Raw genomic sequence first — 24,664 nt, forward strand, 5'->3', positions numbered from 1 at the left:
CCCAGTGCGGCTAACCCGGCGTCCTGCCGGGTTAGCCACGGATTCAAGCCTGCGTTCGGCCATCGTGGTTAACGGGGCCTGTCAGATCAAGATCAACAGCAGATCAAAAGCAGAGCACGGCGGCCTAGTAGCCGACCTGAGTGGTAGAAGCAAAAGCAGATCAATAGCTGGGCAGAGCGACACTACTGCTACCTGATGTAATGAGATCCAACTGTGGGAGCGGGCTTGCTCGCGAATGCGGTGTGTCAGTCACAAATAAGTTGACTGACACACCGTATTCGCGAGCAAGCCCGCTCCCACATTTGATTGGGTTCAGTTTCCAAGATCAGGTCGGCTGTAAGGCCGCCTCAGCTTTGCTTTTGATCTAACCACTCAGGTCGGCTACCAGGCCGCCGTGCTCTGCTTTTGATCTTGATCTGCTGTTGATCTTAGGCGCCCCGTTAACCACGCTGGCAGGACGCCGGGTTAGCCGCGATGGGCCAAGGATGGCCCATGGCGGCGGCCCACGGTCCAAAGCCGGAGTGAGGGCACACCGAGCCTAAGCGAGGTGCCGAGTGGTGGGGCAAGAGCCCTTTTGGTTACTTTTGGGGCGTTTGCCAAAAGTGACCCGCCGTAAGGGCGGAACCCATGTCAGCCGTAACCCAAACAACGGATATGTACTCAGCGCCCCCCGACAACCACAGCACTCAACCCGTAAAAAAAGATGTGTAGATACCTATGCTGCGATGACGGTGGTTCAGTCAATATATTTGTCGACTGAAACTCCGCTATCGCAGGCAAGCCAGCTCCCACACTTGATCCCCTTTCAGGTCGAGATGGGGTTCAGTAATCTTTGCGTTTGCGGAACGCCCAGCGCCCGGCAATCAAGGTAAACGTCGCCACCAACGCCACCAGAATCCAAAACCCTTCCGGGTCAGTCGACAGCGGCACGCCCCCCACGTTCATGCCGAAAAAACCGGCAATGATATTGATCGGCAGCGCCAGCACCGTCACCACCGTGAGGGTGAACAGCGTGCGGTTGCTTTGCTCGTTGAGGTTGGCGGCGATCTCTTCCTGCAACAGCTTGATGCGCTCGCCCAAGGCCATCAGGTCGTTAATGATCAGTGCAAACTCCTCGGTGGATTTGCGCAATTCCTTCACGTCTTCTTTTTGCAGCCACTGCGGCGGGCGATTGAGCAGGCGCAGCAGCGACCCCGGTTCCAACGCCAGCAGGCGTTGCAGGCGCACCAGCACGCGGCGCGCAGCACCGAGTTCGGCGCGGTTGGTGGAGAGGCGTGAGGACAGCAACTGGTCTTCGATTTGGTCGACGCTTAGGCTGGTTTTACGCACGATCTGCGTCAGCACTTCGCCCTGGTCGCGCAACAAATGCACCAACAATTCCAGCGGCGAACGGAAGCGTTCACCGGCCTTCACCGACGAGCGCAATTTATCCACCGAGTGCAACGGTTGCAGGCGCGCACTCACCAGCAAGCGGCTGCGGGCGCACACCCACAGCGTGGAGATATCCGAGGAGACCATGCTGCTGAAGTTGAACACCACGTCGTTGACCACCGCCAGCAGGGCCGAGTCGACATGCTCGATACGGGTGGAGCGCGAGCCTTCGTGCAGGGCTTCGAAAAACTCATCCGGCAATGCCAGGTTGGCCTTCATCCAGCGCTCGCACGCCGCGTGAGCCAGATTCAGGTGCAGCCAGAGGAACTCTTCCGGGTCTTGCGGTGCTTTCAACGCCGCCAGCGCAGTCGCTGAGTCAATCTGCTCACCTTTTTCACCGGGGCGAAAACGAAAACCGTAAAGCAGGCCAAACAGATCGGGATCCTGATGGCCGTGGTCGATGCTGTGGTTCATGGAGGCTCGCAGAGAAAGCGCCTGTAGGACGTTTCACAGGTTCGCGTGGGCGAATCATTGCAAGGAAATTTGACAAAATTGTGACGCTTTGCGGTTTCTTTCGTTTAGATGACATTTTATTGACCGCCCGTCTGTCACCGTTCAAGAAGCGTCTAGCGCAGCCGATTCAAGGCATAAGGACCGCTGCGAATGGGCTGAGCCTTGATGACAGGGACGTTATGGCGTGCTTGCACCTTTTTCCTTGTTTTGAGGCTTCTCCCCATGAATATTTTGCGCACTTCCTTGAGAGCACAAATTTTGTCGCTGCTCAGCGGCAGTCTGCTGGCGATTTTGTTGATCGCACTGGCTTGTTTCAACTTCCTCTCTAACGGCGTGCAAAGTTATCGCAGCCTGATCGATGGGCCCTTGCTCACCTCTCAATTGATTGACGAAGCCAACCTGCAATTCAAGGTGCAAGTGCAGGAGTGGAAAAACGTATTGCTGCGCGGCAAACAGCCCCAGGACCTGGAAAAATACTGGGGCCAGTTCCAGGACCGGCAACGCGATGTGCAGGGCATTCTCACTCGGCTGGTCAGCCAGACTCAGAATGACCCCGGCCTGAGCCGGCGCATTGACAGCCTGCGCCAGGAACACTTGCAGTTGGGTGTGGCTTACCAGAAGGGGCGTGATGCCTACATGGCTGCCGGTGCCGACCCGACTGCCGGCGACAACGCTGTCAAAGGTGTGGACCGTGCCACCAGCGAGCAGATGAGCACCCTGGTCAGTGACCTGCGCGCGCAGGGCAGCCAGCAGTCCCAAGCCATCAGCGCCTATACCGAACGCACGGTGATGGTGGGGCTGGCAATCATGTTGCTGTCGGGTGTGGTGATCGGTCTGTTCAGCTTGTGGCTGATCAACCGCAACCTGATCCTGCCGATTCGCGGCCTGATCGACTACGTGACCCAACTGAGCCACGGTCGTTTTGCCGAACGTGTCGCCAGTCGCCGTCAGGATGAACTGGGCCATCTGGCCGCCGCGGCCAATACGCTGCGTGACTTCCTCGCCGAAACCTTCAACCGCTTGCAGCGCAGTGCCACCGACCTGGTAAGTGCCAGCGGCGAGTTGAGTTCGATCGCCGGGCAGATGGCGAACGGTACCCATGAACAATTCAACCGCACCGACCAGGTGGCCACCGCCATGACCGAGATGTCAGCCACCGCCCAAGAGGTTGCACGCCACGCGGCCAGTGCCTCGCGCGCCGCCGATGAGGCGGATCATTCGGCCCGCGAAGGTGGCGAAGTGATGAAGGTCACCATCGCCACCATTGGCCAGATGCGCAATGAAATCCTCAACACCGGCACCATCATCCGTCGCCTGGAAACCGACAGCGTGCGCATTGGCAAAGTGCTGGAAGTGATCCGCGGCATCGCCGAGCAAACCAACCTGCTCGCGCTCAATGCCGCCATTGAAGCGGCGCGGGCAGGCGAAGCGGGCCGTGGGTTTGCGGTGGTGGCCGATGAGGTGCGCAGCCTGGCGCAACGCACGGCGGCGTCGATCATCGAGATCAACCAGATTATCCACGCGGTGCAAACCGGCGCGGTGGATGCGGCCGAGGCGATTGTCAGTGGCCAGTCGTGCAGCGATGAGAGTGTGGAAAAAGTCTCCCAGGCCGGTGCGATGCTCAATCACATCACGCTGGCCGTAGAGGCGATCCGTGACATGAATCGCCAGATCGCCACGGCAGCCGAGGAGCAGACCTCGGTGGCCGAAGATATCTCGCGCAATATCACGCAAATCACCACTGTGGCCACGGCGAACATGGACAATGTGCAGCGCACTGAAGCGGCCAGCCAGAACCTGCGAGGGTTGTCGGCCGAGCTCAATCAAGTGACGGCGCGTCTGGGCGCCTGATCAGAGGGGCGGCAGGCTGAAGCTGAACACCGTGCCCTGCTAGGTGGACACGCTCAGTTCACCGCCGTGGGCCTGGGCGTTCTGCTCGACGATGTATAACCCCAGGCCGGTCATGATCACTGATCACTTGGCGAGCGCCCATAAAAAAACCGCGCCACGTTAAACGTGGCGCGGTTTTTTTGGCAGTTGACTCAGGTGTCTTGCTTGTTTTCCAGCACGGCGCCGGTCTTGGCGTCGAGCTTCACTTCAAAGCGCTTGCCGGCGGTGTCGGTCAGGTCAACTTCGTAAACCAGTACACCGTTTTTGTGGTCCAGCTCAGTGTCGGTGATGCTCGCTCCGGCGTGGGTGGCCACGGCGGCGGCATTGAGTTTCTCAAACGGCATGACGGCGCCGGACTTGAGCAGGCCTTCAATGTGATCCGGACGAACGTCAGCCTGGGCCAGGCCGGCAGTCAGGGTCAGGGCGGTTGCGGCGAACAGGGCGGTCAGGGTTTTCATGGTGTATGTCCTTCTGGGTGAGCTGTTTAAGTGGCGCCAGATTAACCGGCGCAACTTAACTCATCCTTAATGGCGCACTGACACCAAAGCCCGACTCACTCAGTAGCCGTTGTCCTTCAGCAAATCCTGCACACTCGAGGACGGCCAGCGCTTGTAGAACTTCAGCAGTTCGGCGGCGCGGTTGGTGAAAATGCCATCGACGCCGGCTTTCATCACTTTTTCGAAGTCCACCGGCTCATCGACGGTATAGACGTGCACCAGCAGGCCCTTGTCGTGGGTCAGCTTGTTCATCTCAGGCTTCACCAGGTCGGTGTAGCTCTGGTCGCCATGGTTGGTCAGCTCGGCCGAAGGGCCAGTGCCGATGGCGCCGAGGCTCTTGGCCTCATCGACCCATTTTTCGAACTCGGCCGCGTCTTTCGGCTCTTGCTTGGCGTAGTAAGCGGCTTTGGTCGGCTCGCCGGATTCAGCGAAGGTCTGCGCGGATTTCGGCTCGATGCTGCCTGGGCCCACCCACAGCAACAGGATTTTCGGGGTGTTCGGCATTTCTTTCTGCAGCTCTTTCAAGCTGTCTTTTTCAAACGTTTGCAGCACCACACGGCCTTTGCCCTGGCCCACACCCGTGTTGCTCTTGCCCAGCTTGGAGCCGGCGGAGCTCAACCAGCCCTTGTCCAGCAGCTTGTTTTTCAGGTCGGCTTCGATGCCCGGGAATTGCTTGGGCTCTTTGGTCTCAATGTACAGGCCGGGTTTGTGCTGCGGGTTGCCTTCGGCGATCTTGATGATTTCGTCCAGGCTCTGGATTTTCAAGCCAACGAACGCCGGGCGGGCGCGGTCCGGGTAGGCGGCGTTGAACCAGCTGCCGGCGTCCAGGGTGCGTAATTCAGCCCAGGTGAATTCGTTGGCGGTAGCGTCTTTGCGCTCCGGGAATTTGGTGGCCACGTCGGTGGTGCGCTGCAGGTTGTTGTCGTGCAGGGCGAACAGCACGCCGTCCTTGCTGCGTTGCAGGTCCATTTCCAGGTAGTCGGCACCCAGGTCGCGTGCGAGCTTGTAGGAAGCGGCGGTTGATTCGGGGGCGTCGTAGGAAGCGCCACGGTGGGCGATGACGGCCGGGTACGGAATGCCTTCGTTTGTCGCCAATTCAGCCGGGCTGATCGGGTCGGCAGCCTGTGCCTGGCCAAGGCCGAGCATCAGAGCGAGCAGCAAGGCGCTCTTGGAAAACGTGACAGGCATATGCGAAGTCCTTTCGTGGAGGTAACTTTGAGAAGGCGTCCTTTTTAACAATTGATTGCGAAAGGCGCTATCACCAAACCGACATTAACGTGCGCAGTGGCCATTTTTCTGGGTTTTTTTGTGGTGCATTGCAGTATTCTTGGACCAAGCTGCCCCATTAGAGGGCGGTATTTTCTGCCACGCGTGTAAACCATCTTTCCAGTCCCAGTGGGACTTTTCAGTGAGGTTTACCATGCGCATCACGTCCGAACTTATCTGCCAGGCGGCCGACCACCTCCACGGTTTTGTCGGCCTTAACCGCAAAACCGGCCAGTACATCGTGCGTTTCAGCGAAGACTCTTTCGGCATGGATGTGGCCGATGACGGCATCATTCCCACCGCTGAGTTTGTCTGGCTACCCGCCGCCGACGACACCATGACCCTGTCCCGCGAACGCCTTCAGTTGTTGCTGGACCAGAACATTGACGACCGCATTAACATCAGCGAGCCATTGCGCGTGTACATGCGCCGGGTGGAAATCCCGCAGATCAGCGCATTGCGCAGTTTGGTCAGCTAAGCGAACGCTGCTCTACAGACGATGAAGACCCAAGGTGGGAGCTGGCAAGCCAGCTCCCACAGGAGCACATTTTCAGCGCTCAAACAGGTAGGCCCGCTCCACTTTGCACACGCGCGTATGGCATGCCGAATACCAGGTCGCACGCCCTTGCTCGCGCACGGCGCGATGTTCGGCTTGCTGTTTCCAGGCCAGGATCGCCGCCTCGCTGTTCCAGTAGGACACGGTGATCCCCAAGCCGTCTTCACGTGCCGATTCCACCCCCAGAAATCCCGGTTGTTCGCGCGCGAGTTCAAGCATGCGGGTAGCCGCCTGGCCGTAGCCTTGATCACCCTCGGTGCGCAATGAGCTGAAAATCACCGCGTAATAGGGGGCAGCGGGCGTGTTGGCGATCATCGGTACACCGCCTGGCAGGCCTTGAGCAAGGCAAGCGCCAACGGCGGAGTGACGCCCTTGAGTGCTGCGCGTTCCGGCTGGAACAGGGTGGCGACGAAAAACGGGTGGTCCAGCAGTTCTACGGCGCGCAAATCGCCCGCCGAGTCATGGCCACTGGGGATCAAGTCGCCTTCGAGCAGGGCACTGGCGAAGTCCGGGTTCACGCCGTAGCGGCAGCGATAGCCTTCGTGGATATCCAGCGTACCGTAGGCCTCGGCGATGCGGGTGTAGGGGGCCAGACGCACAGTGTCGGTGGCCTCAACCAGCGTGCAGCTCAGTGGCGTTATCACCGCGCGCTTGGCCTCGGGCGCCAGCTCGCCGTGTTCCGCATCCGCCCATCCCAGCACGTGGCGGGCATATTCCAGCACCGCGTGTTGAAAACCACCGCAAGTGCCGAGGAAAGGGCGCCGTTGCTCGCGGGCAAAACGGATCGCGCGCAATGCGCCGTCGGTGTCGCGGTAGGGGCTGGCGGGCACACACCAGAAGCCGTCAAAGCCATGCAGTTCGCGGGCGGGGGTGATCGAGTCGGTATCGAGCCATTGCACGTGAACGCTCAAGCCCAAGGTGTCGGCTGCTTGTTGCAGCGCCACGGGTATCGCCTGGTGTGCAATCACGTCGGGGTTGTAATCGCCGATCAGGGCGAGGTGCAGGGTTGTGGCTTTCATCGTGTACGTCCCATGGCTTGTTGTGTCCTGGGTCACACTATAGATTGGCGCTCACGCAATCAAAATTGGCGTTTGCCCATATGCTCAATGCAGCCACGCACTATCAAATTGACTACTCCGACCTGTCGCTGATCCTCGCTCTGGTTCGCGGCGGCACCCTGGCACGGGCCGCGGCACTGTTGCGGGTGGATGTGTCCACGGTGTTCCGCGCGGTGCGGCGATTGGAAGCGGCGCTGGGCCAGACCTTGTTTGAAAAAAGCCGCGCCGGCTACCTGCCCACCAGCTTGGCCAGCAATCTGGCGCAGCAGGCCGAGCATGCAGAACAAGCGTTGGAGGCGGCGCGCATTGGGGTGGAGCAGGGCGGTGAAGTGATCAGCGGTACCGTGCGCCTGACCTGCACCGACTCAGTGTTGCAAGGCCTGCTGTTGCCGGCGTTGGCGCGGTTCATGCCCGATTACCCGGCGTTGACGCTGGAACTGAGCACCTCCAACGATTTTGCCAACCTCAGCCGTCGCGATGCGGATATCGCCCTGCGCCTGACCAAGACACCGCCGGAACATCTTGTCGGCCGTTGCCTGGGCACGGTGGCCTATCAGGTGTGCGCCAGTGCGGATTTCGTGCGGCGGCACGAAGGGCGGGAGCTGGCTGATTTGGCTTGGATCGCACCGGATGACTTCCTGCCCGACCACCCCACCGTCGCCTGGCGCCGCGAGCACTTGCCGGGTGTGCGCCCCAGTTATCGCTGCAACAGCATGTTGTCGGTCACCGAACTGGTGCGCGCGGGCCTGGGGGTGGCTGCGCTGCCGGATTTTCTACTGGCGGATGGTTTGCAGCCCTTGGGCCCCACTCTGGCGGGACGTGACACGGCGCTGTGGTTGTTGACGCGCCCGGATTGCCGGGCGCTGCGTTCGGTGGTCGCGTTGTTTGATGAATTGGGACGGCATGTGCGCTGGTCGCGTCGTTAGGGTTTTCGCACAAAGTGTTCATGCATTTCGCACGTCAGGGTCTCAATACGCTCGGTGAGCTTCTTGGTCATTTCCGTCAGCCGCGTGTTCTGCTCCAGCAAATCCAGCAGTTGCTGGGTGGTCTGTTCGGCCTGGGCCTGGCGTTCGGTGTTGGCGATGGCGATGGCTTCGCGGTGTTGCGCGTCGGCATCGGACTGGGCTTTGTCGCGGGCGGCCTGACGCGTCTGGGCCAGCAGGATCAATGGCGCGGCATAGGCAGCTTGCAGGCTGAAAGCCAGGTTGAGCAGGATGAACGGGTACACGTCGAATTGGGTGATGCCGGTGATGTTCAGCACGATCCACACCAGGACGATCACGGTTTGCGCGCCGAGGAACGTCGGGGTGCCAAAGAAGCGCGCGAAGGCTTCGGCCTTCAGGGCGAACGTGTCGTTGCCGAAGGTCGTCGCCAGGTGGGCGTGGCCTCGGTGGAAACGCAAGTGGTCGACGGGCGCAGCTTGCGGCTTTGCAGGGGGCGTGACGTCTGGGGTCATGGCGGGCTCGAATCCTAAGCGTTAAGACAAGCAAGCACTATAGACCGAGCCCCCAGCCAGGCACATGAAGAACCGGTCAGTGATTGCCCCGCTCGTTGGCAAACGCGCTCACCGCTTGCACCGCCTCGGTAGTGCCCTCGCGAATTTGCAGGATGACCGTGCCTGCACGGTTGGCCAGGTCGACCCCAAGCGCCGCACGGTCGCGGGTGCTGTCCATGCTCTCGATGGCTTGGCGGGTTTCGTCCTGGATCATCGCGATCATGCTGGAAATTTCCGCCGTCGAGCCGCTGGTACGTGCCGCCAATTGCCGTACTTCATCGGCCACCACGGCAAAGCCACGGCCTTGCTCACCGGCGCGCGCCGCTTCGATGGCCGCGTTCAGCGCCAGCAAGTTGGTCTGGTCGGCAATCCCGCGAATGGTGTTGACGATGGCGGTGATTTGTTGCGAACGCTCACCCAGCTTGGCGATCAGTTGCGAGGAACCGTCAATGTCGGCAGCAATCGCGCGCATGCCGCTGGCGGTTTGCTGAATCACGTCCGCGCCTTTTTCGGCAATGTCCCGGGTGTTCATGGAGATGTGGTACGCCTGATTGGCGCTCGCGGCGTCGGCGGCATGTTGTTGCACCCTGGCGGTGACGTCGGAGGCGAATTTGACCACTTTGCACAGGCGCCCGCTGGCGTCGTAGACCGGGTTGTAGTTGGCTTCGAGCCACACGGTCTGGCCGTTTTTATCAATGCGCTCGAACTGGCCGCTGAACAGCTCGCCCTGGTTCAAACGTTTCCAGAACTCGCTGTATGCCGAGCTATTCGCCAGCTCCGGTTTGCAGAATACGCGGTGATGCTGGCCCTGGATCTGCGACAGGGTGTAACCCATGCGCTGCAGGAAGTTTCCGTTGGCCGTGATGATGGTGCCGTCGAGGTTGAACTCGATCACCGCCATGGCGCGGTCGATGGCGCCCAGTTTGGCGTTGGCTTCGCTTTCGGTTTGCAGGCGCGGTGTGACGTCCATGGCGTACTTCACCACTTTGATCACCTGGCCCGTGTCATTGCGCACCGGGTTGTAGCTGGCCTCCAGCCACACCGACTGTCCGCTGCCAGCCGCCCGTTCGAAGGTGCCGGACTGAAATTGGCCATTGCGCAATTGCGTCCACAACTGGTTGTACTCGGCGCTGCGGGCGAAGGCGGGCGTGCAGAACATTCGGTGGGGCTGGCCCACGATCTGTTCGGCGCGGTAGCCCATGGTCTTGAGGAAGTTGTCATTGGCCCGCAGCACGACGCCCTGCAGGTCGAATTCGATCACTGCCATGGAGCGTTCGATGGCATCCAGCATGCTGGCTTGCTGGGCGTTGGTGTGTTGCAGGGTACTGATGGTTTTTTTATGGGCGTTGAATAGCATGTTCGAGGGCTCGGGGAAGCACGCGTCTAAAGTATCCATGAATGTGCGCCTGACCCCGTACGGCCCTGGGCCTTACGGTTGACTTGCTCATTGTCAGCTTCCTGATGCTGACAGAGGGGGTTGAACAACGGACTCAGAGTGATAAGCCTGCCAAGAAGTTCGCTGCCAGAGCAGGACCATCATGGGGTAGGCGACCAATGGAGGCATTATGCTATCGCTGTGGGGTGCTGACAGAAGATTCAGACGAGATGTTGTATGACAACTTAGGCGGAATGAGCGATGACGTAGTCGCTGACAGTAACCCGGTTACGGCCTGTGTCCTTGGCCGCGTACAGCGCGCGATCCGCGGCGTTGAGCCACATGGCGGCATCGCTGTAGACGGGGCGGAAGTCTGCCAGGCCGATACTCAGGCTCACGCGCAGCTCAGGGATCTGCGGATTACGATAGTTACTAAATAGTTCGCGTATGTGTTCCATGACCTGCGCCGCTTCTTCAAGCGGCATTTGCGGAAGAATCACACAGAACTCATCGCCGCCATAACGGCCAGCCAAGTCGTTTTGTCGCAGGTGCAGGCGTAATTTCTGGCTCAACTGACGCAATACCGCATCCCCGACGATATGGCCGTAAGTGTCATTGATCTGCTTGAAGTGATCGATATCGATCAGGGCGATCGTGGCTTGGCCGTGTTGCTGCTGGCACTTATGGAACTTGAGGTTCAGCAGGTCTTTCCACGAACCATGGTTGAGCAGGCCGGTCAGGCTGTCGATGCGGCTCTGGGCACTGAGGGCGCGCTTGTGTTCCGACAGCTTGATCGCCAACTGATAGCAGACCATGCCAATGGCCACCGGGTAGAGCGCCAACATCGGCAGGCAGGTGTAGACCTGGATGAGGCTGACGCTGGGGTTGAACTTGATGCCGAACAAGCCCCACGCCATGCCGACGCCGGCGGCCTGTGCCAGCAGCCCGCGCAGAAACAGGCGCTTGCCGCCGGCGGCGACATTGTTCATGGTCATCATTGACATAATGGTCACGGCCGTCAGAGGGCTGAACTGGGCGGCGGCGGCCCAGAAGCCGACGAACAACGAGTCATAAAGCAGGTTGCGCTGTTCGGCTTGGTACGGAAACGGCGAGTGAACGGACACTTGGTACGCCACATGTGCCCAGGCAAAACCATTGAATAGCAGGAACGCCCAGACCCAGCCTGGCATCGCCAGAGGGTAAAGAGCGCCGACGACACTGATACAACCAACCCCCAGGCCGATGATTCTTGGCTTGTAGATACGTCTGGCAAATGACAGCCCTTTGCCTAATCTGTTTTCCATAGTGTTCCGGGTCAGCTCTTTTGTGCAGATGCAACAGCATGCGTCAGCGGTTAGAGCCGTTGCTCGAATAATAAGTGTGAATATTGTCAGTTATTCGAGTGGGAATAATCAGTGTCCTTCCAAGCCATTTGCGCAGCACAACGGGTGAAAGCGCCAAAAGGGCCCGGAATGTTGCTCATGCAATCGGGTTTTACTGCGGGCGGGGAGTGCTGACTTCATAACCTGCCAGGAACAGGTCGATAGCCGATTCGATCACGTTCGCCTGGCTGGCGGCATCCAGGACAGGTTGGCCCAGGGTGATTTGCGGCCAAAAGGCGAATGCTTTGAGCAGACTTTGTATCTGGTGGGCAGCGAAGGCCGGGTCGGTGCAGGAAAGTCGGCCATCGTCCTGTGCGGCACGTACCCATTGGGTGAAGCCTTCTTCGCGTTTACTCAGACGGTTGACCATGTCTTGCGCGCGTTCCGGGGAATGGATAGTGGCGGCAATCGCGACACGGGCGAGGTCGAGGAAATTGGTGTCCGACATCATCTGCATCTTCGCTTGCAGTAACCCGCGCAATTGATCGCGCAGCGGTCGGTCGCTGGCGTAGCTCACGTCCAACTGCGCAACGCTGCTGGCCCACAATTGGTGGAGGATTTCTGCGAACAACTCTTCCTTGCTGGGGAAGTGGTTGTACACCGTGCGCTTGGAAACACCTGCAGTGGCGGCGATTTTGTCCATGCTGGTGACCTCGAACCCGTTAGCCCGAAACTCGGCGATGGCAGCTGCCACGATGGCTTCGCGTTTACGGTCGGTGAGGCGCAGGGGAGCAGTCATGGGGGGCGTTCGGCTCTTAGAGGAAATTACACTCGGTAGTTTACTTGCTTCGCGTTTTGTTGCAATCTAGAAACTACACTGTGCAGTGTAGTTCATGAGCGGACCGTAGGAGTCACTCTGCAATGGCCACGATATCAACCCGTCTCGACCCAGCGCCTGCGGCGCTCAAGCCTGCCGAGCAGGCGCAAGGAAATTTCAGCAACGACGCCCCGGTTCAGCATGGCGGCTTTGGCAAGACGTTGCGTATTTTCTGGAACATGCTGTTCAACAAGCCGCGCAGTACGCGCCCGGTGGGCAAGATCCCGGTGCAAGCCTTGACGCGTGAGTTGCTGTTGGCCGCTCCCGATCACAGCGTGTTCCGCCTGGGGCATTCCACCGTACTGCTGAAAATGCGCGGTAAATTCTGGGTCACCGACCCGGTGTTCGCCGAACGTGCCTCACCGTTCAGTTGGGCCGGCCCCAAGCGCTTCCACCAGCCGCCTATCAGCCTTGAAGACTTGCCGCCGCTGGAGGCGGTGATTCTTTCCCACAATCATTACGACCACCTTGACCGCAACGCCGTGGTCCAACTGGCCGACAAAACCCGTTACTTTCTCGCGCCGTTAGGCGTGGGCGACCTTCTGGTCAAATGGGGCGTGGATGCCAGCAAAGTCCGGCAACTGGATTGGTGGGAAGGCACCGAGGTCGATGGCATTCGGTTTATCGCCTCGCCGGCGCAGCATTTTTCTGGGCGCGGCCTGTTTGATGGCAACCAGACCTTGTGGTGTTCCTGGGTAATGATCGACGGCGCGCGGCGGATCTTTTTCAGCGGCGACACGGGTTACTTCGATGGCTTCAAACGTATCGGCGAACAATATGGCCCGTTTGACCTGACGTTGATGGAAACAGGCGCTTACAACGTCGATTGGCCCCACGTGCACATGCAGCCGGAACAGACCCTGCAAGCCCATATCGACCTCAAGGGCCGCTGGCTGCTGCCGATTCACAATGGCACCTTTGACCTGGCGTTTCACGCCTGGCACGAACCGTTCGACCGCATCATGGCCCTGGCCTGGGAGCGCAACGTGTCGATTACCACGCCGGCGATGGGGCAGGCGTTCAGCTTGAACCAGCCCGAACGCGGGCATGCCTGGTGGTTGGACGTGGAAACTCAAGGCGCGCAAGAGCACGCTGCGGGCTGAGGCAAGGGGCTTTTAAAAAAGGTCTTTTCAGGGTGTTTCCGCCCTGCGACAAACGCCAGATGAGAGTGCGATCATCCCGGGAAAGTTATTCCCGGGGTGCAGGTTTTGATGGAAAAAGATTGTAGGACGCATTGGCAATTGGGTATGCCCTGTCACCTGGAGCCATTGACTGGCGAAGAGATGAGCTCGGCGCATGTGCCCGTTCATTCTCACCCCGATAAAGCGAACCTGGCGGGTATCGTCTTCGCTGCCGAGCACTCCAGGGGCGTCGCGCCCATTCCTGGCTATAACACCCTGGCGCCACTCATGCGAGCCGTGCGGGACCCTGCCTTATCCCTCATCGCCGTGAGTGATGTCGACCCCACTGGGCCGGTGATGGTGGAGGTCCCCCTGGTGCTGAACAACACCACCTTCACGCCTTCCCAAATGCTGTCGGGGTGGCGCATCGGGTTTGCGGATCGGTATGTGTGCGGCGATCATCGCGAACCCGTCGAACACAGCGCGGCTTTGCGCCGTGCCTTTGAGGTTCTGCGTCAGGCCGGTGCGCAATTGGTGCCGGTGGACGCCCGACGTGAGAGTTACAACCTTCAATTCAGCCTGCAGCGTTCTAATGAAATTGATGAGCTGGTGACCGCGCATCGCCTGGACGCCTTGGTATCTGACGAGCAGAGCGCCGCGTTTCACGGGGCTTGTACAAACGGGTATCCCTCGCTGTGCGAACCCTTGGAAGAGGGGGCCAAACTCTGGGTGTATGGCGCCCGGTGGGCGCGTGATGCGCTGCCCACGCTGCTGTGCGCGTTTCGACAGATGAGCGCTTGCGTGTCAGGCCATCCGTAGCAACTACGTGGCGCGCTGAACTCTCCTACGATGTGAGTGGCGAGGGTCTTAACGTCTTAGGGGCTGCAGTTCTTAGACTAGCGTCGAGCAGGTGGCTCAAATCAGCGCGAAACCTGGGCTTTAAATGTTGCGCCGGGCGCGGCAAGCCTGACTGATGACACTCAATGCCATTGAGGGAAGCCATGACCTACAGAGTCCACATTCTCGGCGCGGCGGGTGCCGGTACCACAAGCTTGGGAAGGGCCTTGGCCGAATGCCTGAATGTCGCTTATTTTGACTCCGACGACTTCTACTGGCAGCAAACTTCAGAGCCCTTCACCGTCGCTCGGCTGAGGGATGAACGCACCCGCCTGCTGGTGGAGCAGAGTGCCAACCTCGAGGGCTGGGTGGTGTCCGGCTCACTGTGCGGCTGGGGCGATGCCATGATCCCGCAGTTCACGCATGTGGTATTCCTGCGTGTGGACCCGCAAATACGCCTGAGCCGCCTGCGCCTGCGTGAAGTGCAACGCTACGGCGACCGGGTACTGGCGGGAGGCAGCCGCCATGAAAACAGCGTGGCTTTCCTCGCCTGGGCTGCCCGTTACGATGACGGCAACCACAGCCTACGCAGCCTGCGTCGGCATGAAAGCTGGCTGAAACCATTGACCTGCCCGGTGATCCGGCTGGACTCTACGCACCATTCGGTTGCGGCGTTGGTGAATCAATTGATGCCGCTGTTGAGCCCATCAGTCGCGAAATGATGCCTTGTGCGCTGGGCTCGGCCTGGGGGCGGTCAAACCTGCGTGCACTCATGCCCCACCCCGGCGCAAACCCCGGGAAAAACACCAGCCCTTCAGCCTCCAGCCGAAATGCCAATGCCAAGCGGGTTTCATCAGCCGCATCGGCCTGGCTTTCAAAGCGTTGAACCGCTTCCACCGCCAGCCCGGCCTGGCGGGCCAGGTCTTCCCGGCTCCAGCCCAGCATCGCGCGAGCCTGCACGCTGTGCTTGGCGGTGAATTGATGCAGGACGATCTGTTGTTCTACGAAAGAGCTCATTGCCAGAGAGGACATGGGGTTTCTCCAGGATTCGACGGGGGAGGGCAAACTATACTGTGTTTTTGTACAGTTGTTTTGACCGCTCATCAACTGGATTTTTTTATAGCGTTTCAGCTATCCCTCATTCCACCCCTGGCGCCTCCCGAATGATCAGGTGATCGAGGTTTTCGATATTCGCGCTGAACACCCCGAACGTCTGCTCGGGGTTCTTCTTGCTGGGCACCTGTTTCAACGCCGGCGTTACGCCGTAGAAGAAGCAGTACAGCGGCCGCTCACTGTCCACCGCCGCCTTGATCTGCTCAAGGAACGCCTTGCGCTTGCGGTAGTTCTCGATGAGTTTTTTGCTCAGGTAAACATTGACCGAGTAGGGCTTCTTGTCGAGCCACACCTTCTTTTCGAAGTCGATGCGAAAGCTGCTGGTGTAGTCCTTGATCGCCTTGATCCTGCCCCAGTAGATCAGGCCGTTGTTGTCCTGCAGGTATTCGATTTTCTTGAAAAACGTCCAGTAGGTCGCGGTGTGCTCGCCGATCTTCAGCGGCATGGCCTTGAGCCTGTCCTTGTCGTCGATGTTCGACACGTAGCATTCCACCGGGTGGGCGAATACGCTGGTTTTGTCCGGGGTTGAATCGCTTGCTCTGTGGGATGGTTCGGAGCGGGTTGAAGGCGCTTTCGTTGGCTCTTGTGGGGCGCTGGCCTCGGACCCAACCCGTGGCGTTTTACGTTCGTACTGACGCCGTGTCAGCACAAATTCCGATGGGAAATTGTCCTCGCGCTCGTCGTCACTTTCGCCGGCTGCGGTCTTGTGCGTGCTGGCATAGCGGCAGCCGTCGATATGCCGGGTGCTGGTCTTGTTCTTGAAGTGCGGTGTGCGCAGGTAATTGACGTTTTTCGCGTTGAATGTGCTCAACGTATTGCCCGTATCAAATGCCGCGCGGCATTCATCGTTGGGGCACAGGAAACGGTCCTTGTCGGAGTCGAAGTCGGTCGTTTCGTCGAAATTCAGGTCTCGTACGTCGTAGATCGACAGCTTGTCATCGAGACTCAGGCTGTAGGCCGTGTCGAATTTCATGGGGCTCGGGTCCGTGAGATGAATTGCTGGATATTACGCAAAACTTCGCCGTTAAGGAGATCAAAAGTGTGGGAGCGGGCTTGCTTCCACATTTAGATATGAGGCGTGCTGGCTACACGCCTTCCACTCAGGAAACACAAGGTGCCGCCCACGGCGGTCAGTGCGCCGAGGGCATAAAACATGCTGACGGGTGCCGCATTGATCAGTAGATAACCGCAAATCACCGGGCTCATCGCCCCGCCAAACGCGGCCAGATTCTGCGCGCCGTAGTAGCTGCCGCGCAGGGCATCCGGGGCGATGGTGTCGATAAACAGGAACTCCGAGGGGTAGATGATCATCTCGCCCAAGGTGAACACGAACATCGCCAGGCACCACGTGAGCAAGCTGTGCGCCTGGCTGAAGCCGATCAGCCCGGCAATGAACAGCAGGGTACCCAGCACGATCCAGTAGCGCAGTTGTTCGCGCTTGAGGAAGCGGCCGATCTGGTACTGCATCAAAATCACGGTAATGGCATTGCAGGCCAGCACCGCCGACAGAATCTTCAGCGCCTCGGCCGGCTTGTAGGCCACCAGCAAAAACTGCGACAGATAAAGGGTGTAGCGCCCGTGGACAATGGTGCTCAACAAACTGCCGCTGGTGAACAGGATCAGCGTGCGGTCGCTGCGCAACGTACGCAGGGTGGTCAGAAAACTTAAGGGTTTGTTGCTGTCGTCCCGCTGGGTGGGCGGGATGCCGATCATCAGGAACAGGCTGCCAAACGCAATAGCGCTGGCGATCAGGAACGGCGCCAGTTGCATGTGGCCGGCGATCACCACGCCGACCATCGGGCCGGTGGCGTAGCCGACGTTGGTCAGTGTGTAGCGCAGCGAAAATACCTTGGCGCGATCCCCGACGGGCAGGTTCTCGCTGATGATGGCCTTGGAGCCGATCAGGAATAATGCCGACGCGGCTTCGGTGATGACCAGGGTCAGGGTGGTGAGGTAGAGGTTGCTGGCAAAGGTCAGCAACAGAAAACCGATGGAGCTGGAGAGCATGGCCAGGATCAGCAGCTTGCGCTTTTCCAGGCGGTCGATGATGTAGCCGCCGTAGAGGCCGAGCAGTGTGGCGATGAACACCGCGATGCCCATCAGCAGGCCGATGTCCTGTTGATTGAGACCCAGACGGGTGCTCAGCAGCAAGGCCAGCAAGGGACTGGTCATGGCGCGGCTGACCACGATGGTCACCGAGCAGATCATCAGGCGGCGGATTACCAGGGAGTAGGTGGCCACGGTGGGGCGGATGTCCTTGTCATAAATGCGCAGCCGAGCCGAGCACTGTTCTAAAGCTCAATGGAGATCCCCTGTGGGAGCCGGGCTTGCCCGCGATGGCGGTGAGTCAGGCGATGTAGATGCAAGCTGATCCACTGCTATCGCAGGCAAGCCAGCTCCCACAGGAGTTTGTGGTGTTTACTGGCCGGCGTTGATGCTGATTTTCTCGACCGCACCCTGCTCCAGGTCCCATTTCTTCAGGATCTTGCCGTACGTCCCATCCTCAATCATGCCCTGCAACGCTTCACTGATCGCCGTGACCAATTCGGTGTTGCTCTTCTCAATCCCCAGCCCCGTGAACTGCTTGGAAATCGCCAGGCCCACCGGCTTGTACTTGCCCTTGTCCAGCGACATCAAATAAGGAATCGTCTCGCTGCCCTGCATCGCCGCATCCAGGCGATTCTGCTGCAACTGCGCCCGTGCATCCGCCGAGCCTTCAGTGCCGATCACCACGATGGCCGGCTTACCCGCCGCTTCGCAGTTTTCCTTGCTCCACGCGGCAATTTCCGACGGCCAGGTAGTACGGCGGCTGGTGCCGACTTTTTTACCGCACAGGTCAGTCAACTCCTTGAGGTCTTCACGCTTGGCCAGGGTGTACAGTTGCGGGCCGCTGGTGAAGTAGTCGATGAAGGTCACAGCCTTTTGGCGTTCGGCCGTGTCGCTCATGCCCGACAGCACGATGTCCACACGCTTGGTGGTCAGGCCGCTGAGCATCTGCTCGAAGCCGGTTTCCTGCCACTTGATCTTCACGCCCAGACGTTCGGCCAGGGCGTTGCCCAGGTCGAAGTCCAGGCCGGTGAGCTTGTTGGTGGCGGTGTCCTTGAAGTCCATCGGCGGGTAGTTCGGCACGATGGCCGCGCTGATCTCGCCTTTTTCCTTGATTGCTGCCGGCAATGCCGCCAATACACAGGTGGAAGCCATCAGGCCTGCGAGCAACGTTGGGATAAACAATGTTTTCATGGGGGCGTTCTCGTTAGTTTTTTAGTTAAGTGCGAACGGCAGAAATAAAGCTTTGGGTACGCGGGTTTTGTGGGCTTATTAGAATTTCTTCGGGGCTGCCGGCTTCCACAATCTGGCCGGCGTCCATAAACACCATGCGGTTGGAGACTTCGCGGGCAAAGCCCAACTCATGGGTGACCACAATCATGGTCATGCCGCTGGTGGCCAAATCGCGCATCACCGACAGCACTTCGCCTACCAGTTCCGGGTCGAGGGCTGACGTGGGTTCGTCAAACAACATCAACTTGGGGCGCATGGCCAACGCACGGGCAATGGCCACACGCTGTTGCTGGCCGCCGGACAACTCCACCGGGTAGGCATTGCGCTTGTCCGCCAGGCCAACGCGGGCCAGCAACTCCAGCGCATCTTCGATGGCTTCCTTGGGCGAGCGCTTGAGCACCTGCACCGGGCCTTCGATGATGTTCTGCAGCACGGTCATGTGCGGGAACAAATTGAAGCGTTGGAACACCATGCCGGTCGCCAGACGCTGGCGGGCGATCTGTGATTCATTCATCTCATGCAGCTTGTTGCCGACGACGCGGTAACCCACCAGTTCGCCGTCGACCCACAGGCCGCCCTTGTTGATTTTTTCCAGCTGGTTCACACAGCGCAACAGCGTGCTTTTACCCGAGCCGGACGGGCCGATGATGCACATCACTTCGCCTTGCTCGACCTCGATATTGATGTCGCGCAGCGCGTGATATTCGTCGTAATACTTGTTCAGGTTGACGGCCTTGACGATGCTTCTCATGGGGCAAATCTCCTCAACCCAGGCTTACGAACGCTTGCCGGCGCCGCGGGCAAAACGACGCTCGAGGCGGCTTTGACCAAATGAAAGAACAGTCACCACCGCCAGGTACCAGATGCCGGCCACAATCAGCAGCTCCATGACCCGGGCGTTGGCGTAGTAGATGTTTTGCGCGTTGTGCAACAGCTCCGAATACTGGATCACGCTGGCCAGGCTGGTCATTTTCACCATGCTGATGAACTCGTTACCTACCGGCGGAATGATCACCCGCATGGCCTGCGGCAGAATCACCCTACGCAGCGCTTGCAAGCTCGGCATGCCGATGGACTTGGCTGCCTCGTACTGGCCGGTGTCGACCGACAGCAAGCCGGCGCGCACCACTTCGGCGGTGTAGGCGCCCTGGTTGATACTGAGGCCGAGCAGGGCGGCCACGAACGGCGTCATCAGGTCGACGGTGTCGATGCTGAACAGGCCCGGAATCGCGATCACCGGGAAAATCAGCGCCAGGTTGAACCACAGCAGCAGTTGCAGAATCAGCGGCGTACCGCGAAACAGCCAGGTGTAGGTGATGGCCACATACCGCAGGATCGGGTTGGCCGACATGCGCATGATCGCCGTGATCACCCCGATCACCACGCCCAGTGCCATCGCCAGAATCGACATGACGATGGTGTTGACCAGGCCCCACAGGATGGCCTCAGACGTGAGGAACTGCCCGATGTAGGACCATTCGATCTGGCCATTGGCAAATGCGCGCAACAACGCGGCCAGGGCGATGACGATCAACGTGGCAAAAAACATCCGCCCGTAATAGCGACGCGGCACGTGCTCGTACTGCGTGATATCGAACTGGTTCTCGGACAACTTACGCTCGGCTTCCAAGCGCTCCGCCGGGGTTTGGTTCATGGTGTTACTCCAAAACTAATAACGCTCTAACTGCTGTACGCGGTCCAAATGTGGGAGCTGGCTTGCCTGCGATAGCGCCAGTGAGCTCACCACACATGCCCAGACTTAAATCCGAAACCCCTGATAACTCTCAGCCCACTTTTGCTGCTCAGCCAACGCCACCTTCAACCGCCCAATCTGCTCGCGAACCCGCTCCGGCGCCGTCCCACCCCAACCACTGCGCGCCGCAATCGCTGCCTCCAGGGTCAAGCAGTCACGCACTTCGGGCAGCAACCGAGCATCCACCTCCGCCAACATCGCCGGCGAGGCTTCCCACAACTCAATCTCATGCTTCTCACAGGCCTGCACCAAGGCGCCGGTAATCTCATGCGCCTCCTTGAACGGCACACCGCGCGTGGCCAGCCAATCCGCCACCTCGGTCGCCAAGGTGAAGCCCATCGGCGCCTGGCGCCGCAGCTCTTCCACCTGCACCTTCATCGTTGCGACCATCCCGGCCATCGCCGGCAGCACCAGCAGCAAGGTGTCGACGCTGTCCAACACGCTGTGTTTGTCTTCACTCAAATCGCGGTTGTACGAGAGCGGCAACGACTTGAGCGTCGACATCAGCCCGGTCAGGTTGCCAATCAAACGCCCAGCCTTGCCCCGCGCCAGTTCGGCAATGTCCGGGTTCTTTTTCTGCGGCATGATCGAGCTGCCGGTGGCGTAGGCATCGTCCAATACAACCCAGCGAAACTGGCGTGACGACCACAAGCAAAACTCCTCCGACAGGCGTGAAATGTTCACCCCGAGCATGCCCGCCACAAACAGAAACTCCGCCACATGGTCACGGCTGGCGACGGCGTCGATCGAGTTTTCACACGGCCCGGTGTAGCCCATTTCCTTGGCCGAATGCTCCGGCTGGCGCGCAATCGCCGAGCCTGCCATTGCGGCAGCACCCAACGGCGACAACGCCGTGCGCGCATCCCAATCCACCAGGCGCTGCACATCACGCAACATCGACTGCGCGTGCGCCAACAAGTGGTGGGCAAACACAATCGGTTGCGCCTGCTGCAAGTGAGTGAAGCCTGGGCAAATGCTGTCGACGTGCTGCTCAGCCTGCTCCACCAGCGCCTGCTGCAAACCCAGCACCTCGGTGGTGATGGTGCGCGCATGGTCACGTAGGAAAAGGCGCAGGTCGTTGGCCGTTTGGTCATTGCGCGAACGCCCGGCGCGCAGCTTGCCGCCCAAGGCGCCCAGGCGCTCGGTCAAAACGCGTTCGATAAAGGTGTGTACGTCCTCGTCATCCAGGGTTGGATGCAGGCGCCCAGCGGCGAAGTCCTCACCGATACGGTCCAGGGCCTCGACGGTGCGCTGGGTCTCTGACTCATCCAGCAAACCGGCGCGCTGTAACTCACGGGCATGGGCACGCGAACCGGCCAGGTCGTAGGGCGTCAGGCGGAAATAGTGCTCAGGGCAACGCGACAACGCGGCCAGTGCAGCAGACGGACCGGTCTTGAAACGAGCGCCCCAAAGGCGGTCGGTGGGCTGGGACATGGGTGTTCCTCACGCTTGTTTTTAGAAGAGTCGGAGGCAGTCAAAAAGTAAAAAGTCCTGATCGTAGTGTCAGGTTTTGCGAGGTGTTAAATCAGCCTCTGTGTGCTGTTCAACCCGCTATATTCAAGGTTGCCAAGGGCGGATGTTTATGTTCATTATCGCCGCCTGGCTATGTTCAAGGATTGGGTTGAAGCCTGTTGAATATGGCACTTGAGGTCAACGCGTATTATGGAAACCCCACTTTCCACTTCTGGAAACATACCGCCAAAACCCGGCACGCGACCGCCCTTGCAACTGAGCGGGCTGGACTTCAAATTGCTCCGCGTGTTCATGGCCGTGGTCGAAGCCGGCGGCTTCAGCGCCGCGCAAAACGAGCTGAACGTGGGCCTGGCGGCCATCAGCAAACAGATCTCCGACCTGGAAATCCGCATCGGCATGCGCCTGTGCACACGGGGCCGCGAAGGCTTTGGCCTGACCGAAGAAGGCAAGTTGGTGTATCAGGCTTCCATCGAGTTATTTACCTCGGTGGACAGTTTTCGCGACAAACTTAGTTCGGCACAAAACGAGCTTATTGGTGACCTTAGTGTCGGCGTTATTGATAACACCGTCTCCGATGTTAATTCGCCGTTAGTTACCGCTTTAGGGAAACTGCACAGCGAATCGCCAAAAATTAGATTGCGCCTACAGGCCTCGCAACTGGACGAAGTTGAACGCGGCGTGGTGGAAGGGCGGCTGATCGTCGGCATCGTGCCGGTGTACCAACGCCGCGAAGAATTCGACTACTTCCCGCTATACGAAGAAAAAGCCCACGCCTACTGCGCCGTAGGACACCCACTGTTCAATGCGAGCGACATTACGCCGGAAGTGCTGCGCCAATACGAAGTGGTCAACCACCGGTATGCGATCCACCGCGACAAGGCCAACTTCGTCACCTACGACAGCCAGTCCGCCTCGGCCTCACAGGTTGAAGCCGTCGCCATCCTGATCCTCACCGGCCGCTTCCTCGGCTTCCTGCCGGAACACTACGCCGCGCCACTGGTGAGGGAAGGGCGCCTGCGCGCACTGTGCCCGGAACAGGTTCACCTGGGCACCGCGTTCAACCTGATCCTGCGCCACAACGCGCCAAGAAGCCCGATGGTAAAAGCCTTCGCAACAGCCCTGGGCGTAGACCTCAAGGCCGCGACATAAAGCGCATGCCAAGCGCCGATCCCCGAGCCACAGAGATCAAATGTGGGAGCTGTCGAGCCCCAGCGAGGCTGCGAAGGGATCACCTCGGTCTACCTGCCGAACCCATCCATCTGCATCGCCCCCAGCACCCCATGCTAGTGCGCTATCCATCTGGCACCGATCAAAATGTGGGAGCTCTCGAGCCCCAGCGAGGCAGCGATGGGATCGACTTGGTCCACCTGCCGACCCCATCCACTCGCATCACCGCTGCAACTTGCCCTGCTTCTTCTTCGAATGAAAATGCCGAAAATGCGCATCCTGCGCCGCGGCCAACAACTCCCGATCCCCACGCGTATCGCCCCAGGCCCGCAGCCGATACTCGCCCAAATCCCCATACACCGCCTCAAGGCGCAGCACCTTGTTCTCACAGCGGCAATTATTCCCCGTGAGCTTGCCCGTCAACACCCCGTCGACCACCTCAAGCTCAGTGCCAATCAACTTGATCCCCAGCCGATTCGCAAACGGCTGCAACACCAACGCCGGCGACGCCGAACACAAGGTCACTACCGCGCCGGACTTCACCTCATCTTCCACCGACTGCAAGCCCTTGGGGCGCATCAGCTTGGTCCAATAGCGCTGGCAATACGCCTCAGCCTGCTGCTGAACCCACGCCTTCTCCACACCGGTCATAAAGGTGCGGATCAACTGCGCCTTCAACTCATCCCGGCTGATCTGCCGCAGCAAAAAGCGCAGCCCAGGCACCGCCAGCTTCGCCATCCGGCCGTAGAACTCACCGGTGCCAAAGGCAAACTTGAGGAATGGCACGAAACTGTCGTGATGGGTCAGGGTGCCGTCGAAGTCAAAGACGGAGAGTACTTTGGCGTCTACGGGGCCGGCTTCGAGCATGTCTGGGTTCACGGGGGCCTCGGTCCTATCTAGTATTTTTAAGCGTGCATCAGGTGTGACAGCAGGAGTTTACTCCCGTGCCAATCTTCCGATCTTGGCGTAAAGCGTCTCGGTGAAAGCATCCCGGTCACTCGACCGGTGACAACGCTGATGGCAATTGGGGCACAAGGCTACAGCATTGGTCGTGCGATCCGAACCCTTCTGGGCGAGGTGCTTGACGTGATGTACTTCAAGAAATGGCAAACCATCGACCTCGAAAGGCGCGTTTGAACCGCAGCCTTCGCAGATGCCCTTGGCTTCTTTGAGTACCCAGGCGCGTACCTTTGGGTCGCGGACAAAGGCAGTGCTGACGGTCGACACTTTCTGCGGATTGGCGATGCCATCCGGTAGCTTTTGGAAAGGTTGCTGCTGCAGTTTGGATGCGCGGCGGATAAGCGTTTGCTCATCTGCCGTTTGGGCTGCGTCTTCGGATTCGAATACACCCTGCGCGGCAAGCGCTTGGCGGATGCGTTGCTCTACGCCCGTACCCACGTTCTTTGCGGGCTTATAACCTTCAATACGGTCCCAGCCCAGACGAACGAGCACGGTGGAAATATTTTGCATGCGAAATTCAATAGAACCCTTCGCACGGCCTGCCACTGGGCCTTCACGAAGCAGGCGGTTTTCGAGTGCTTTGTTGAAAGACTGGCCGCTCTTTTCCCAGGCCAACATCTTCAAGTACGCCTCGACTGCCGCTGCCAGCTCGGCGTCGTTCCAGTCCGTTTTGTCTTTCGCAATATCCATACAGCCGCCGAGGGTAGAAAACCCTCGGACGATACTGAGTAGCCATTATGG

25 protein-coding genes and 2 pseudogenes are annotated in these 24,664 nt (G+C 59.5%); 8 read left to right on the forward strand and 19 right to left on the reverse strand.

Annotated elements, in window-relative coordinates; translation table 11 throughout:
* Positions 1 to 822: 822 nt before the first annotated feature.
* Positions 823 to 1,845, reverse strand: a complete 1,023-nt coding sequence (locus tag ACLBW8_RS00005) for a transporter (RefSeq protein WP_064453826.1) — start codon at positions 1,843 to 1,845, stop codon at positions 823 to 825.
* 846 nt (positions 1,846 to 2,691) lie between these two features.
* Between ACLBW8_RS00005 and ACLBW8_RS00010 the strand changes: the two are divergent.
* Positions 2,692 to 2,802, forward strand: a pseudogene (locus ACLBW8_RS00010) (hypothetical protein); the annotation flags it as partial.
* Between the two features lie 228 nt (positions 2,803 to 3,030).
* Complete coding sequence (locus ACLBW8_RS00015; protein ID WP_447804999.1) at positions 3,031 to 3,735, forward strand: methyl-accepting chemotaxis protein; 705 nt, start codon at positions 3,031 to 3,033, stop codon at positions 3,733 to 3,735.
* Between the two features lie 191 nt (positions 3,736 to 3,926).
* Here the strand turns inward: ACLBW8_RS00015 and ACLBW8_RS00020 are convergent, their stop codons facing one another.
* The gene (locus ACLBW8_RS00020) at positions 3,927 to 4,232 is read right to left on the reverse strand and encodes a PepSY domain-containing protein (protein ID WP_016974715.1); all 306 of its coding nucleotides are present in this window, start codon (positions 4,230 to 4,232) and stop codon (positions 3,927 to 3,929) included.
* Positions 4,233 to 4,331: 99 nt separating this feature from the next.
* A complete protein-coding gene (locus tag ACLBW8_RS00025; RefSeq protein WP_221295516.1) occupies positions 4,332 to 5,459 on the reverse strand; it encodes a glycerophosphodiester phosphodiesterase in 1,128 nt (375 codons plus the stop codon).
* A gap of 232 nt (positions 5,460 to 5,691) precedes the next feature.
* Here ACLBW8_RS00025 and ACLBW8_RS00030 point away from each other — a divergent pair, with 232 nt between their 5' ends.
* Positions 5,692 to 6,015, forward strand: coding sequence for a DUF2025 family protein (locus ACLBW8_RS00030; RefSeq protein ID WP_064453822.1), 324 nt, complete (start codon positions 5,692 to 5,694; stop codon positions 6,013 to 6,015).
* Positions 6,016 to 6,087: 72 nt separating this feature from the next.
* Here ACLBW8_RS00030 and ACLBW8_RS00035 read toward each other — a convergent pair whose 3' ends face one another.
* Positions 6,088 to 6,408 carry an antibiotic biosynthesis monooxygenase family protein gene (locus ACLBW8_RS00035; protein WP_064453821.1) on the reverse strand — a complete coding sequence of 107 codons (321 nt, stop codon included), beginning with the start codon at positions 6,406 to 6,408 and terminating at the stop codon, positions 6,088 to 6,090.
* On the reverse strand, positions 6,405 to 7,112 hold the full coding sequence (locus ACLBW8_RS00040; protein ID WP_447804269.1) for a CTP synthase C-terminal region-related (seleno)protein: 708 nt from the start codon (positions 7,110 to 7,112) through the stop codon (positions 6,405 to 6,407). The genes ACLBW8_RS00035 and ACLBW8_RS00040 overlap by 4 nt, the downstream gene beginning before the upstream one ends.
* Positions 7,113 to 7,192: 80 nt before the next feature.
* Between ACLBW8_RS00040 and ACLBW8_RS00045 the strand changes: the two genes are divergently transcribed.
* Positions 7,193 to 8,077: a LysR family transcriptional regulator gene (locus ACLBW8_RS00045; protein WP_064453819.1), complete on the forward strand. Its 885-nt coding sequence runs from the start codon at positions 7,193 to 7,195 to the stop codon at positions 8,075 to 8,077.
* Here ACLBW8_RS00045 and ACLBW8_RS00050 read toward each other — a convergent pair.
* From ACLBW8_RS00050 to ACLBW8_RS00070, 5 genes and pseudogenes are all read right to left on the reverse strand, one after another.
* On the reverse strand, positions 8,074 to 8,607 hold the full coding sequence (locus ACLBW8_RS00050) for a DUF1003 domain-containing protein (protein WP_407017282.1): 534 nt from the start codon (positions 8,605 to 8,607) through the stop codon (positions 8,074 to 8,076). The genes ACLBW8_RS00045 and ACLBW8_RS00050 overlap by 4 nt on opposite strands.
* A 76-nt stretch (positions 8,608 to 8,683) precedes the next feature.
* A complete protein-coding gene (locus tag ACLBW8_RS00055) occupies positions 8,684 to 9,178 on the reverse strand; it encodes a methyl-accepting chemotaxis protein (protein ID WP_447805000.1) in 495 nt (164 codons plus the stop codon).
* Between the two features lie 54 nt (positions 9,179 to 9,232).
* Positions 9,233 to 10,042: pseudogene (locus ACLBW8_RS00060) on the reverse strand (PAS domain-containing protein); the annotation flags it as partial.
* 224 nt (positions 10,043 to 10,266) lie between these two features.
* Positions 10,267 to 11,325 carry a diguanylate cyclase gene (locus ACLBW8_RS00065; protein ID WP_447804270.1) on the reverse strand — a complete coding sequence of 353 codons (1,059 nt, stop codon included), beginning with the start codon at positions 11,323 to 11,325 and terminating at the stop codon, positions 10,267 to 10,269.
* A 190-nt stretch (positions 11,326 to 11,515) separates the two neighbouring features.
* On the reverse strand, positions 11,516 to 12,142 hold the full coding sequence (locus tag ACLBW8_RS00070) for a TetR/AcrR family transcriptional regulator (protein ID WP_447804271.1): 627 nt from the start codon (positions 12,140 to 12,142) through the stop codon (positions 11,516 to 11,518).
* A 122-nt stretch (positions 12,143 to 12,264) separates the two neighbouring features.
* Here ACLBW8_RS00070 and ACLBW8_RS00075 point away from each other — a divergent pair, with 122 nt between their 5' ends.
* From ACLBW8_RS00075 to ACLBW8_RS00085, 3 genes are all read left to right on the forward strand, one after another.
* Positions 12,265 to 13,323, forward strand: coding sequence for an MBL fold metallo-hydrolase (locus ACLBW8_RS00075; RefSeq protein ID WP_064453814.1), 1,059 nt, complete (start codon positions 12,265 to 12,267; stop codon positions 13,321 to 13,323).
* A 108-nt stretch (positions 13,324 to 13,431) separates the two neighbouring features.
* A complete protein-coding gene (locus ACLBW8_RS00080; protein ID WP_447804272.1) occupies positions 13,432 to 14,160 on the forward strand; it encodes a hypothetical protein in 729 nt (242 codons plus the stop codon).
* Between the two features lie 182 nt (positions 14,161 to 14,342).
* Positions 14,343 to 14,900, forward strand: a complete 558-nt coding sequence (locus ACLBW8_RS00085; protein WP_128589733.1) for an AAA family ATPase — start codon at positions 14,343 to 14,345, stop codon at positions 14,898 to 14,900.
* On the opposite strand, the gene ACLBW8_RS00090 is transcribed toward ACLBW8_RS00085, so the two are convergent.
* The 7 genes from ACLBW8_RS00090 to argH form a co-directional block, all read right to left on the reverse strand.
* Positions 14,830 to 15,210 carry a helix-turn-helix domain-containing protein gene (locus ACLBW8_RS00090; protein WP_082895945.1) on the reverse strand — a complete coding sequence of 127 codons (381 nt, stop codon included), beginning with the start codon at positions 15,208 to 15,210 and terminating at the stop codon, positions 14,830 to 14,832. The two genes, ACLBW8_RS00085 and ACLBW8_RS00090, sit on opposite strands and share 71 nt — an antisense overlap.
* 106 nt (positions 15,211 to 15,316) lie before the next feature.
* Positions 15,317 to 16,264: a hypothetical protein gene (locus ACLBW8_RS00095; protein WP_447804273.1), complete on the reverse strand. Its 948-nt coding sequence runs from the start codon at positions 16,262 to 16,264 to the stop codon at positions 15,317 to 15,319.
* 92 nt (positions 16,265 to 16,356) lie between these two features.
* Entirely contained in the window at positions 16,357 to 17,532 is a 1,176-nt protein-coding gene (locus tag ACLBW8_RS00100; RefSeq protein ID WP_259763503.1) for an MFS transporter, read from the reverse strand.
* Positions 17,533 to 17,709: 177 nt separating this feature from the next.
* Positions 17,710 to 18,531, reverse strand: a complete 822-nt coding sequence (locus ACLBW8_RS00105; RefSeq protein ID WP_064453808.1) for an ABC transporter substrate-binding protein — start codon at positions 18,529 to 18,531, stop codon at positions 17,710 to 17,712.
* 25 nt (positions 18,532 to 18,556) lie between these two features.
* Positions 18,557 to 19,321, reverse strand: a complete 765-nt coding sequence (locus ACLBW8_RS00110) for an amino acid ABC transporter ATP-binding protein (RefSeq protein ID WP_447804274.1) — start codon at positions 19,319 to 19,321, stop codon at positions 18,557 to 18,559.
* Positions 19,322 to 19,345: 24 nt separating this feature from the next.
* On the reverse strand, positions 19,346 to 20,224 hold the full coding sequence (locus ACLBW8_RS00115; protein WP_017134649.1) for an amino acid ABC transporter permease: 879 nt from the start codon (positions 20,222 to 20,224) through the stop codon (positions 19,346 to 19,348).
* Positions 20,225 to 20,329: 105 nt separating this feature from the next.
* Positions 20,330 to 21,757 (reverse strand): argininosuccinate lyase, encoded by a 1,428-nt coding sequence (gene argH / locus ACLBW8_RS00120; RefSeq protein WP_432750962.1) that lies wholly within the window; start codon positions 21,755 to 21,757, stop codon positions 20,330 to 20,332.
* A gap of 228 nt (positions 21,758 to 21,985) precedes the next feature.
* Between argH and ACLBW8_RS00125 the strand changes: the two genes are divergently transcribed.
* On the forward strand, positions 21,986 to 22,945 hold the full coding sequence (locus ACLBW8_RS00125) for a LysR family transcriptional regulator (protein WP_447804275.1): 960 nt from the start codon (positions 21,986 to 21,988) through the stop codon (positions 22,943 to 22,945).
* Between the two features lie 240 nt (positions 22,946 to 23,185).
* Here the strand turns inward: ACLBW8_RS00125 and ACLBW8_RS00130 are convergent, their stop codons facing one another.
* Positions 23,186 to 23,830 carry an HAD-IB family hydrolase gene (locus tag ACLBW8_RS00130; RefSeq protein WP_064453804.1) on the reverse strand — a complete coding sequence of 215 codons (645 nt, stop codon included), beginning with the start codon at positions 23,828 to 23,830 and terminating at the stop codon, positions 23,186 to 23,188.
* A 69-nt stretch (positions 23,831 to 23,899) separates the two neighbouring features.
* The gene (locus tag ACLBW8_RS00135; protein WP_447804276.1) at positions 23,900 to 24,613 is read right to left on the reverse strand and encodes an HNH endonuclease; all 714 of its coding nucleotides are present in this window, start codon (positions 24,611 to 24,613) and stop codon (positions 23,900 to 23,902) included.
* Positions 24,614 to 24,664 lie beyond the last annotated feature (51 nt).

This window comes from Pseudomonas sp. M5A4_2d, assembly GCF_053345295.1.